The following is an 11,025-nucleotide window of genomic DNA, read 5'->3' on the forward strand; positions in this document are numbered from 1 at the left end:
CGCCGGTGCCTGTCCACCCTCTCCGCGAACCAGTCCGGCGCCTTCACGCTCCGGGAAATCGACGGGATGAGCACCGGGGAGATCTGTAAGATTCTCGGCGTCACCGAGACCAACCTGTGGGTGATCCTCCACCGCGCCCGGATGCGGCTCCGCGCCTGCATGGAGGCGAACCGGTTCGGGGGAAAGGCGGGAACTGCGAAATGATGCTCTCCTGCAAGGACGTCACGCGGCTGATCTCGGAGTCGATGGACCGGAGGCTCCCCCCCGGCAGGCGGATCGGGGTGCGCCTCCATCTCCTCCTGTGCCGGTTCTGCGCCCGGTACGAGCGGCAGCTTCTGCTGATCCGCGACACGGTCCGGCGGATCGCCGTCCCGGAGGATCCCCCGGCGGGACTGTCCCGGGACACCCTGTCCGCGCAGGCGCGCGAGCGGATCCTGAGATCGCTCTCCGGCGGTTAGCGGTCCTCCGTAGATCTTCCACACGCGGAGGGGATTGTTTTTCCCCCTCCCCTCCTTCTCCGCCCGGGATCGGGGTATCCTTTTCTTATGGAAGCAATCCGGGAAAACACCCGCCGGAAAGGGAGCATGGGAACGTACCGTCTGGAAGTCGTGGTGGATCCGGTTTCTCCCGGGGGGACCGCCCCCGGAAGGAAGACGGGAGAAGAACCGCTCCCGGGCCGGAAGGAGTACGACGTGGTGGTCGTCGGCGGGGGGCCGGCCGGGCTCGTCGCCGCCTCGTTCTGCGGGAGGAAACAGCTTCGCACCGCGGTCTTCGAGGGCGACTCGTGGGGCGGAATCCTCACCCGCTGGTGCCCGGACAAGAAGATCGACAACTATCCCGGCCTCCGGCCGGGGATCCTCGCCCAGGAGCTTGCCCACTACCTGATCGATGAGGCCCGCCGGGCGGAGGTCGAGCTGATCGGCGGAAGGATCGAGGAGGTGACCCGCGACAGGGAGGTCCTCTCCGGGAACACCGTGGTGCGCGGGAAGATGGTCATCATCGCGAGCGGGAGCACCGCGTCCGAAGCCGGCATCCTGCGGGAGAAGGAGTTCACCGACCGGAACGCCGGCGTCCACTACGTCGTCCGCGACCCCGCAGCGTTCCGGGGAAAGCGCGTCGCGGTCGTGGGCGGAGGAGACACGGCGCTGTCCCATGTCCAGCGCCTTTCCGGGGTCGCATCCCGGATCACGCTCATCCACCGCCAGAACACGCTGCGCACCTCCCACGGTCTTCCGGAGGAGTTCGACACGAAGCGCGGCGTGGAGATTCTCCTCGACTCCGCCGTGGAGACGTTCCTCGGAACGGACTTCGTCGAAGGGGTCCGGATCCGGAACCTGGCGTCGGGCGCCGTCTCCGATCTCGCCGCCGACGCCGTGATCATGGCGGTCGGCCGCAAGCCGAACACCGTGATCTTCCGGGACCTCGACCTGGCCATGGACGAAAAGGGACAGGTCGTCGCGGACCGCTGGCAGAAAACGAACGTCCCCGGGATCCTCGCGGTGGGGGATGTCTCGTCCCATATCAAGATGATCATCACGGCCGTCGCGCAGGCTGCGACGGCCGCGCACCAGGCCTACCTGGAGATCCGAAGCCCGTACTGGAAGTGAGGTCCTCCCGGGGCTATTCCCGGACCTGTTTCGCGCGGTGCTGGGAATAGGCGTCGCGGACGGCAACGTACGGGTCGATGGCCGACTTCGTCAGGTCCTCGTAGTCCCCGATCCGAAGGGACAGCTCATTCTCCGCCTTGAACGCCTTGACGCCGACAACGACCTCACCGTCTGCCGCGTAGTCGACCGGGTCGAGGAAGGAGTCCCCCGCCAGTCCCGCCGCGTCGCGCAGGCTCGAGGGCCCGAGCAGCGGCAGGACGATGTAAAATCCGTGACCGAGGCCGTATTTCCCGAAGGTCTGCCCAAGATCCTCTTCCCGCGGTCGGTCTTCCTGGGCATGCGCGCCTCCTTTCAGAAACGGTCAAGCGCTTTTCCGCCATTGTACCCCGGAAGGGAAATCGTCTGGCGTTCCCGGGTGAGTCTTCCGCGCTGCGAAAGGAGGATGATCCGCGGGGAACCGGATCCTCCCGAGCTACGATGTCATCGGGGATGACCGGCGAGGTCCCGCCGGATGAGCCGATACGGTTTCTGCTGGGTGAATCCGGTTGGGAGGTGGACTCCCGCTACTCCGCCGACGGCCCCGGGACCACGTCGTTCGCCCTGCGGAAAAACGGGATCCTGTGCCTTTTCACCGGGGGCGCCCATTCCTGGACCGAGGACGGGAATGTCTGCACCCGGTCGATCCCCGAGGGAAGGGCGCGGAGGAGGAACGGCACCCTCCGCATCGCGCACATCATTCTTTCGCCCGGAATTCCTCCAGGGAAGTTGGCCGGCCCGACCGATGATAGGAAAAAATCGTGATTCCGCCGATTTCACGTACGGTGGGAAGTACGCGGGTCAGCCGTCGCGACCCTTTGGCCTCCTTCCGCCTGGCCGTTCGCCCGCCTTTCGCTGTAGCATGAATCCCGCGCGCATCCGCCGCGCCATTCCACGAAAGGGGGGCCATCAGGATGTCATCTTCGTGCCCGATGCATGGAGCCGTTCGCCGCGCGTTGAGGATCGGAGGCCTGTTGTCGCTGGTGCTCTTTCTCGCACTCTCCACGGGCTGTGCGGTCTATCGCGACCTGCGCCTCACCGAAATCGGAAAGGACAAGGTGGAGCTCTACCTCGACGAGCCGGCGGACAACCGCCTCACGCTCGTGGATCACCGCCTCATCGTCAACACGTCGGACAACCTGAGCAACCAGCTCGATCTCTCGGTCCTCGGGCGCTCGCTCGCGGGCGGCGAGTTCCTGATCGTGTGGGAGGATCCAAACCACAGCCGGCACGGTGACCGACAAGACCGACGACTGCGTCCGCTTCGGCATACCCGCGCAGCGCCCGCGCACGGGCGGCACATTCGCCGAAAACGGATCGCTGGGCGAACCCCGCGGCAGTGCTCCCCTGCAGCGCTGGTGGAGCCCCGCGCCGGGCCGGCCGATCGACACGGACCGGGAGGAGGACTGGGTGGGACGGATTTCGACGTGGGGGGTGAAAACGAATTGACGCCGCGTTACACTGGACTTGTGCGCGGGGTTCGGGTTGAATCCCGTTCGGGGTAGGCAGATCCGCATTGCGCCGGGAGAGAGTCCCGCCTGGTGAGACCGACATAAAACAACTTCCCGTCAGGAGGCGCCCATGACGACACCCCTTTCCCCCGAACAGCTCCGTCGGATGGACGCCTACTGGCGAGCGTCCAACTATCTGTCGGTCGGGCAGATCTACCTCTACGACAATCCCCTCCTCGAGGAGCCGCTCGCCCTTCGGCACATCAAACCGAGGCTCCTGGGGCACTGGGGAACCACCCCGGGGCTCAACTTCATCTATGTCCACCTCAACCGGATCATCAAGGAACAGGACCTGAACATGATCTACGTCTGCGGCCCGGGCCACGGAGGTCCCGGGCTCGTGGCCAACATCTGGCTCGAGGGGACCTACAGCGAGATCTACCCGAACGTCTCCCGCGACCGCGAAGGGATGAAACGCCTGTTCACCCAGTTCTCCTTCCCCGGCGGAATCCCCTCGCACGTCGCGCCCGAAACCCCCGGATCGATCCACGAGGGGGGAGAGCTCGGATACGCCCTGAGCCACGCCTTCGGCGCCGCCTTCGACAACCCGGACCTGATCGTCGCGTGCGTCGTGGGGGACGGCGAGGCGGAGACGGGCCCCCTGGCGACCGGCTGGCATGGGAACAAGTTTCTCAACCCGGTCCGGGACGGCGCCGTCCTTCCGATCCTCCATCTGAACGGCTACAAGATCCAGAACCCCTGCTTCCTTGCCCGAATCCCCCGGCAGGAGCTCGAGCACCTGTTCCTGGGCTACGGCTACGCCCCGACGTTCGTGGAGGGGGAGGAACCGGAAGCGATGCACCAGGCCATGGCGGCGGCGATCGACGAGGTGACCGGCGACATCCGCCGGATCTGGGCGAAGGCCCGATCGAACGGGGATACGACCCGTCCCCGCTGGCCGATGATCGTCCTGCGGACTCCCAAGGGGTGGACGGGACCGAAGGAGGTGGACGGCAAGCCCGCGGAAGGGACGTGGCGCTCGCACCAGGTCCCGTTGTCCGGCTTGGCCTCCCGGCCGGACCACGTGAAGCTCCTGGAGGACTGGATGAAAGGATACCGGCCGGAGGAGCTGTTCGACGAGAAGGGCCGGCTGCGCGACGAGCTCGCCGCACTGGCGCCGGCAGGGAACCGGAGGATGGGGGCGAACCCCCACGCCAACGGCGGGGTCCTCCTCCGTGCCCTCCGGATGCCGGACTTCCGGGAGTACGCCGTCGATGTGCCCGCGCCGGGTGCGGTGGAGGCGGAGGCGACACGCGTCATGGGAACGTTCCTGCGCGACGTGCTGCGCCGGAACGCCGACTCCCGCAACTTCCGGGTGTTCGGGCCCGACGAGACCGCGTCGAATCGCCTGGGCGCCGTGTTCGAGGCGACGGACAAGGCGTGGGTCGCCGACCGGCTTCCATCCGACGAGGCGCTCTCCCCCGACGGCAGGGTGATGGAGGTTCTGTCCGAGCACCAGTGCCAGGGATGGCTCGAGGGCTACCTCCTGACCGGCCGGCACGGGCTCTTCTCCTGCTACGAGGCCTTCATCCACATCATCGACTCGATGTTCAACCAGCATGCGAAGTGGCTCAAGGTCACCCGCCATATCCCGTGGCGGCGCCCGATCGCGTCGCTGAACTACCTCCTGACCTCCCACGTCTGGCGGCAGGACCACAACGGGTTCAGCCACCAGGACCCCGGCTTCATCGACCACGTGGTGAACAAGAAGGCGGAGATCATCCGGGTCTACCTCCCCCCCGACGCGAACACCCTCCTGTCGGTGACCGACCACTGCCTGCGCAGCAGCAACTACGTCAACGTGATCGTCGCCGGAAAACAGCCCTCGCCCCAGTGGCTTTCCATGGAGGAGGCGATCCGGCACTGCACGGCGGGGGTCGGGATCTGGGAGTGGGCGAGCAGCGACCGGGGGGGCGAACCCGACGTGGTGATGGCGTGCGCGGGAGACGTCCCGACGCTGGAGACTCTCGCGGCGGTCTCGCTGCTGCGGAAGATGGCGCCGGAGATGAAGGTTCGGGTCGTGAACGTGGTGAACCTCATGCGCCTCCAGCCGCAGAGCGAACATCCCCACGGCCTCCCCGACCGGGAGTTCGACGCGATCTTCACCAAGGACCGGCCGATCCTCTTCGCCTTCCACGGGTACCCGTGGCTCATCCACCGGCTCACCTATCGCCGGACCAATCACCGGAACCTCCACGTGCGCGGGTACAAGGAGGAGGGGACGACCACCACCCCCTTCGACATGGTGGTGCTCAACGACCTGGACCGGTTCCATCTCGCCGAGGATGTGTTCGACCGGGTGCCCGGGCTGGCTTCGAGGGCCGCGTACGCCAAGCAGGAGTTGCGGGGCCGGCTCCTGGAGCACAAGCAGTACATACACCGGCACGGGGAGGACATGCCCGAAATCCGCGACTGGAAGTGGGAGTCGTGAGCGTCCTCGTCCTGAACGCGGGCTCGAGCACCCTGAAGTTCTCCCTTTTCGCCGGTCGCACCACGCAAAGGACGGTCGACGGGATCGTGGAGGGAACACCCGCGGAGGAAGGCTCCGGGGACGAGCGGCTCCGCTCGACGCTCCGGGTCCGCCGGGAGGGGGAAAGCGAGCGGACCGCGTCCGTGGCAGGGCGGCCGGGGGAGGCCGTTCCCGCGGTGCTCTCGGAGATCGCGGAGGAGCTCGCCTCCGACCCGGTCACGGCCGTCGGGCACCGGGTCGTGCACGGGGGCCGGGCCCTGACCGGGAGCGTGGCGATCAACTCCCGCGTGCTGGGGGAGATCTCCCGCCTCTCGGAGCTGGCCCCGCTGCACAACCCGCCGGCCATCGCGTCCATCACCGCCGCGCGGAAGGCGCTTGCCGAGGTTCCCCACGTGGCCGTTTTCGACACGGCGTTCTTCGCGGACCTTCCCCCGGCACGGCACGTGTACGCCCTGCCCTACGAGTGGTACGCGGAGCGCGGGATCCGCCGATACGGGTTTCACGGGATCAGCCATGCCTACTGCGGCGGGAGGGCGGCGGAGTTCCTCGGGCGGTCCGCGGAGGGACTGCGGACCGTCACCTGCCACCTCGGAAACGGTTGCTCGGCGGCGGCCGCGGTCGGGGGCCGGGCGGTCGCCACGACGATGGGGTTTACGCCGCTGGAGGGACTCGTGATGGGAACCCGCGCCGGATCGGTCGACCCCGGCATCCTGCTCTACGCGCTGGAGCGGATGGGGCTGACAGCCGGGGAACTCGGCGATATTCTCCTAAGACGCAGCGGGCTGTTCGGCCTGTCGGGCGTCTCGTCCGACTTCCGGACGGTTCAGGAGGCGGCGCAGGAGGGGCACGGTCGGGCACGGCTTGCCCTCTCCGTATACGCGCACGCGGTCCGCTCCGCGATCGGGTCGCTCGCCGCCTCGGCCGGGGGAGTGGACGTTCTCGTCTTCACGGCCGGCGTCGGAGAGAACGCGTCCGCCCTGCGGGAGGAAGTCTGCCTGGACCTTTCGTTCCTGGGACTCAGGCTCGATCCGGAACGAAACCGGACGCGGAAACCGGACGCCGACATTGCCGCCGACAGCTCCACCGGGCGGATCCTGGTCCTCCATACGAGGGAGGATCTCTTCATCGCCGGGGAGACGCTGCGGGTGTGCGGGGCCGCGGCGACATAGCCCTGCCGGGAACGAAGCGTTGTTTTTTTCCGTTGGTTTTATTCAGACTGTCCGCAACCGGAGCACCGGCCGGTGTCCTTGCGGAGGGGACCAGGTCCTCCCGGACTTCGACCTCATCGTTCTTCCTTCAGGACGATCTGGATGTCCTCCTCGTGAGACTCTGCGAATTTCTTCCTGGCCATCCGCAGGAGGCCCACGTGGTTGGAGTATTCCCGTCTGGATTTCCGGCGTTCCACCAGACCGCCGAGCAGGATCTTGTCTCCGTTTTCCACCTTGTAGACCGAGAACAATCGCGACATGCCGCTGTTCTCCATCCTGATTATCCGTCGAGTCATCAGGGGAACCTCCAATAAAGCAATATCGGTGCCCTCCTGTCAATCTCGATGTTTATCGGTCAGTTATGTTTTTGCCTCCCGGGACCCTGGGAAATTCATTGCCAAAAACCTCCCTTGTATTCCAGGATGTTGACGTGGGCCGAGCGCCCCAACGACAACCCGGTGCGGAGTGCGCACCGGCAGGCAGACCGGCATAGCGGAGGAAGGATGGAGGGATCGATCACCGACGTAGCCGGCGTTCTCGTGGGGCACGAGCACGACCTCGAGCGCGGGTCGGGGGTCACCGTCCTGCTCCTCCCCGGGGGAGCGGCGGGGGCCGCCGACATCCGGGGGGAGGCCGCCGGCACCAGACAGATGGACTCCCTGGTGCGCCCCCACCCGGTGCGCCGCATCCACGCACTGGTCCTGGCGGGAGGGAGCGCGTTCGGACTGGATGCCGCGGCGGGGGTGATGCGCTTTCTCGAGGAGCGGGGCGTGGGGTTCCCCACGTCCGCGGGGATGGTGCCGATCGTTCCCACGGCGGTCATCTACGACCTGGGCTTCGGCGACCGGACCTGTCGGCCGACCCCGGAAACGGCCTACGCGGCGGCGGCGAAGGCGTCCGGGGGGCCGCCGGGCCGGGGCTGCGTGGGGGCCGGGGCGGGGGCCACCGTGGGGAAGATTTTCGGGCTGGAGCGCGCGATGAAGGGGGGGTTCGGGACCGCGAGCGTGCAGGCCGGCGGGGCGCTCGTCGGGGCCTGCGCCGTCGTGAACGCCTTCGGAGACGTGTTCGACCCCCGCTCGGGAGAGTGGCTCGCCGGGGCGCGGACCGCGGACGGCACGGAACGGTCGGGGACGGAAGAGGCGTTCCTGGGCGGGTACCTGCGGGAGCCGTTTTCCCCGGGGAACACGACGCTTGCCGTCGTCGCCACGGCCGACGACCTCTCCCGGGAGGAGCTGGCCGGGGTCGCGAGAATGGCGCACGGGGCTCTGTTCCGGGCCATCCGGCCCGTCCACACCCCCATGGACGGCGACATCGTGATCGCCCTCTCCACCGGGGCCGCGGGGCGGAAAGGAAACCCGATGCAGACGGCGGTCCTCGCGACACGGGCTCTCGAGGGGGCGATCGTGGACGCCGTGATGTCGGCAACCGGGGGGTGCGGCCTGCCCGCGGCCGGAGAGATGCGTGGAGGGGGAGCCCGCTGATCCGAAGGACCGGTGGGTCCGCTCCTACAGGCCGGTCCCGTTTGGGACAAGCGCCCCCGGGATGATGAACCGGAACGAGCATCCCTTTCCGATCCCGTCGCTCTCCACCCAGATCCGCCCGTCGTGCGCCTCCACGACCAGCTTGCAGAAGGCCAGGCCAAGCCCGAGGTTGCCCCTGATCACCCCGGCCTTCTTCATCTCCACCTGCTGGAACTTGTCGAAAACCTTTTCAAAATAGACCGGGTCCATCCCGGTTCCGTTGTCCGTCACGCGGATGACGTAGTCTCCGCGTTCCCCCGTCGGGCGGACGTCGATCTCGATCCTGCCTTCCGCGGGGGTGTGCCGGATCGCGTTGCTGACCAGGTTCGCGAGGACCCGTTTCATCAGCATCGGGTCGATCCGCATGTGGGGGAGCCCGGGGCCTTCCGGGCGGACCAGGGTGATCCGCTTGGCCTCGATCCGGTGCCGGAACATCACCAGCACGCCGTCGATGAGCTCGCCGAGGGAGGTCAATTTCTTCGAGGGGTTGAACTCCCGGGACTCCATCCGGTAGACATCCAGGATGTTGTCGATCAGGGCCATGTGCTCCCGGCAGTTCACCAGGCAGATCTCCAGGATCCTCTCCTGTTTTTCCGACAGGTTCTCCCGTTCGTACAGCACCGTTTCGACCCCCAGCGTGACCGCGGAGAGAGGATTGGTCATGTCGTGGATGATCATGTGCGCCAGCTCCTCCCGAACCCCCTCGAGCTCCATCAGCTGGTCGTTCTTCCGGGCGATCTCCCGGCAGCTCTTCTCGAGATCGTCGGCGTACGCCTTCAGGCGGAGCATGGAGTTCACCCGGATCTTGAGCTCCACCGGGTCGATCGGCTTGTGGAGGAAATCGTCGGCCCCGGCCTCCATGGCGACGATCCGGTCCTCGCACCCGTTCCGCTCCGAGGTCAGGATGACGGGGATCTGCCGGGTGTCGAGCTGATGCTTCATCTGCCTGCACACGTCGAACCCGTTCATCTCGGGGATCCTCGCGTCCAGGAGCACCAGGTCCGGCCGGTTCCTGCAGACCATCTCCAGCGCCTCATCGCCGCGGGAGGAGGAGAAGACCTGGTAGATTCCCGGATCCAGCGCGCTCTGCAGGCTCCGCATCTCCCTGGCGTCGCTCTCCACGAGCAGGATCTTCTTCCTTTCCTTCATGCGAGTGAGCCTCCCTCCCGCGGCCGTTCCGCGGCTCTGCATCCCATATTCCTTATCGGCCGGAACGGGGGAATAGATTAAGGGTTCCGTTCCCCCCCTTGACACGAACCCGGCGCAACCTTATCGTGAAGTGGGCGACGGTCCGGAATCCCGCGCAGATCGGCACCGTACCGGAGTCCGTCCCGTTCCGGGGCCGCCGCCGGTCCCGGCCATTTCCCGATAACCCTCTGCTTCCCGGTCCGGTGGGAACCAACCAAAAAGATTCGGCTGCGGATTCCCCGGATTCCGCTTGCCGGCAGGAGGCTTTCATGCAGGAATTCGAAATGAAAAAGACGGTGAAACAGATCGGGAAAAAAGTGGTGGCAGGCGCCATCGCGGTGGCGGTGCTTCTCTTTCTCCTGATTCTCAATCCCTTCGTGAAGATCGACGCGGGGGAGCGGGGGGTCGTGCTGAACTTCGGGGCGGTGCAGAACGAAGTCCTGGGGGAAGGGCTGCACCTGCGGATTCCGATCATGCAGAAGATCGTGAAGATGGACGTCAAGATCCAGAAGTCGGAGACCCGGTCGGAAGCGGCGAGCAAGGATCTCCAGGACATCAAGTCGTTGATCGCGCTGAATTACCACATCGTCCCGGACAAGGCCAACTGGGTGTACCAGAACGTCGGGGTGGCGTTCAAGGAGAGGATCATCGACCCGAACGTCCAGGAGGCCGTGAAGGCGGTGACGGCGAGGTACACCGCGGTCCAGCTGATCAGCGAGCGGGAGGCCGTAAGCACCGCGATCAAGGATACCCTGAGCCAGAAGCTGGCCGACTACAACCTGTTCGTGGACGGGTTCTCGGTCATCGATTTCAGCTTCTCCAAGAAGTTCACCGACGCGATCGAGTCGAAGCAGGAGGCGGAGCAGTTCGCCTTGAGGGCACAGAGGGACCTGGACAGGATCAAGATCGAGGCGGAGCAGAAGATCGCCCAGGCGAAGGCGGAGGCCGAGTCGCTGCGGCTCCAGAAGGGGCAGATCACCACGGAAATGATCGAGCTCAGAAAGATCGAGGCGATGCGGGAGGCGATCGCCAAGTGGAACGGCACCGTCCCGAACGTGCTCCTCTCGGGGGGAGGCGCGACGCCGCTCCTCAGCCTGGAGGGCCTGATGAAGAAGTAGCGGCGCGCGGCGGCTATCCCGCCGTCACGAACCGCATGACGTCACTCCACCACGGGGGATCCACGACGCCGGGCCAATCGTTGTGGCCCGCGCCCGGCATCACCCACAGCTTTTTCCTGCCGGTAAGCAGATCGAACAACCTGCGGCCGCGCTCGGGCGGGATGACTTCGTCCTGTTCCGCTACGGCTACCGCCACAGGCCCGGGGTACCGGTTCAGGTTCCGGACATTGTCATAGCGATCCCTGGTCAGCCATTTTGCCGGAAGAAACCAGTACACGGTCTGCGCCGTTCGGGGTAAGGAATCCCAGGGCGTAATCAGCACGACCCCGGCGACCGGGACCTGTCCCGAGCCCGCCACCGCGGCCGC

At 66.5% G+C, this 11,025-nt stretch carries 10 protein-coding genes and 2 pseudogenes (1 of these 12 only partly in view); 8 read left to right on the top strand and 4 right to left on the bottom strand.

Annotated elements, in window-relative coordinates; all coding sequences use genetic code 11:
• The 4 genes and pseudogenes from A2X88_05705 (at position 1) to A2X88_05720 (ending at position 2,408) form a co-directional block, all read left to right on the top strand.
• Positions 1-204: pseudogene (locus A2X88_05705) on the top strand (hypothetical protein).
• Positions 204-458, top strand: a complete 255-nt coding sequence (locus A2X88_05710) for a hypothetical protein (GenBank protein OGP35915.1) — start codon at positions 204-206, stop codon at positions 456-458. The pseudogene A2X88_05705 and the gene A2X88_05710 overlap by 1 nt, the downstream one beginning before the upstream one ends.
• 87 nt (positions 459-545) lie before the next feature.
• Positions 546-1,607 carry a hypothetical protein gene (locus tag A2X88_05715; GenBank protein OGP35907.1) on the top strand — a complete coding sequence of 354 codons (1,062 nt, stop codon included), beginning with the start codon at positions 546-548 and terminating at the stop codon, positions 1,605-1,607.
• Between the two features lie 489 nt (positions 1,608-2,096).
• On the top strand, positions 2,097-2,408 hold the full coding sequence (locus A2X88_05720) for a hypothetical protein (protein OGP35908.1): 312 nt from the start codon (positions 2,097-2,099) through the stop codon (positions 2,406-2,408).
• A 152-nt stretch (positions 2,409-2,560) separates the two neighbouring features.
• Here the strand turns inward: A2X88_05720 and A2X88_05725 are convergent, their stop codons facing one another.
• A complete protein-coding gene (locus tag A2X88_05725) occupies positions 2,561-2,914 on the bottom strand; it encodes a hypothetical protein (GenBank protein ID OGP35909.1) in 354 nt (117 codons plus the stop codon).
• Between the two features lie 310 nt (positions 2,915-3,224).
• Here A2X88_05725 and A2X88_05730 point away from each other — a divergent pair, with 310 nt between their 5' ends.
• Positions 3,225-5,585, top strand: a complete 2,361-nt coding sequence (locus A2X88_05730) for a phosphoketolase (GenBank protein ID OGP35910.1) — start codon at positions 3,225-3,227, stop codon at positions 5,583-5,585.
• Entirely contained in the window at positions 5,582-6,793 is a 1,212-nt protein-coding gene (locus A2X88_05735) for a hypothetical protein (GenBank protein OGP35916.1), read from the top strand. Before A2X88_05730 ends, A2X88_05735 begins: the two co-directional genes overlap by 4 nt.
• Before the next feature lie 113 nt (positions 6,794-6,906).
• Here A2X88_05735 and A2X88_05740 read toward each other — a convergent pair whose 3' ends face one another.
• Positions 6,907-7,107, bottom strand: a complete 201-nt coding sequence (locus A2X88_05740; GenBank protein OGP35911.1) for a hypothetical protein — start codon at positions 7,105-7,107, stop codon at positions 6,907-6,909.
• Positions 7,108-7,290: 183 nt separating this feature from the next.
• Here A2X88_05740 and A2X88_05745 point away from each other — a divergent pair, with 183 nt between their 5' ends.
• Positions 7,291-8,313: a hypothetical protein gene (locus A2X88_05745; GenBank protein OGP35912.1), complete on the top strand. Its 1,023-nt coding sequence runs from the start codon at positions 7,291-7,293 to the stop codon at positions 8,311-8,313.
• Between the two features lie 24 nt (positions 8,314-8,337).
• Here the strand turns inward: A2X88_05745 and A2X88_05750 are convergent, their stop codons facing one another.
• Positions 8,338-9,543, bottom strand: a complete 1,206-nt coding sequence (locus A2X88_05750; GenBank protein OGP35913.1) for a hypothetical protein — start codon at positions 9,541-9,543, stop codon at positions 8,338-8,340.
• 266 nt (positions 9,544-9,809) lie between these two features.
• On the opposite strand from A2X88_05750, the gene A2X88_05755 reads away from it, so the two are divergent.
• Positions 9,810-10,658, top strand: a complete 849-nt coding sequence (locus A2X88_05755) for an HflC protein (protein ID OGP35914.1) — start codon at positions 9,810-9,812, stop codon at positions 10,656-10,658.
• A gap of 13 nt (positions 10,659-10,671) precedes the next feature.
• Here A2X88_05755 and A2X88_05760 read toward each other — a convergent pair.
• Positions 10,672-11,025: pseudogene (locus tag A2X88_05760) on the bottom strand (hypothetical protein) (it continues 153 nt past the right edge of the window).

Source organism: Deltaproteobacteria bacterium GWC2_65_14 (genome assembly GCA_001797615.1).
Taxonomy (GTDB): Bacteria; Desulfobacterota; Deferrimicrobia; order Deferrimicrobiales; family Deferrimicrobiaceae; genus GWC2-65-14.

Coding starts and splice junctions, on each gene's coding strand:
- A2X88_05710 (OGP35915.1), top strand. CDS start 204: ATGCTCTCCTGCAAGGACGTCACGCGGCTGATCTCGGAGTCGATGGAC.
- A2X88_05715 (OGP35907.1), top strand. CDS start 546: ATGGAAGCAATCCGGGAAAACACCCGCCGGAAAGGGAGCATGGGAACG.
- A2X88_05720 (OGP35908.1), top strand. CDS start 2,097: ATGACCGGCGAGGTCCCGCCGGATGAGCCGATACGGTTTCTGCTGGGT.
- A2X88_05725 (OGP35909.1), bottom strand. CDS start 2,914: ATGCCGAAGCGGACGCAGTCGTCGGTCTTGTCGGTCACCGTGCCGGCT.
- A2X88_05730 (OGP35910.1), top strand. CDS start 3,225: ATGACGACACCCCTTTCCCCCGAACAGCTCCGTCGGATGGACGCCTAC.
- A2X88_05740 (OGP35911.1), bottom strand. CDS start 7,107: ATGGAGAACAGCGGCATGTCGCGATTGTTCTCGGTCTACAAGGTGGAA.
- A2X88_05750 (OGP35913.1), bottom strand. CDS start 9,543: ATGCAGAGCCGCGGAACGGCCGCGGGAGGGAGGCTCACTCGCATGAAG.
- A2X88_05755 (OGP35914.1), top strand. CDS start 9,810: ATGCAGGAATTCGAAATGAAAAAGACGGTGAAACAGATCGGGAAAAAA.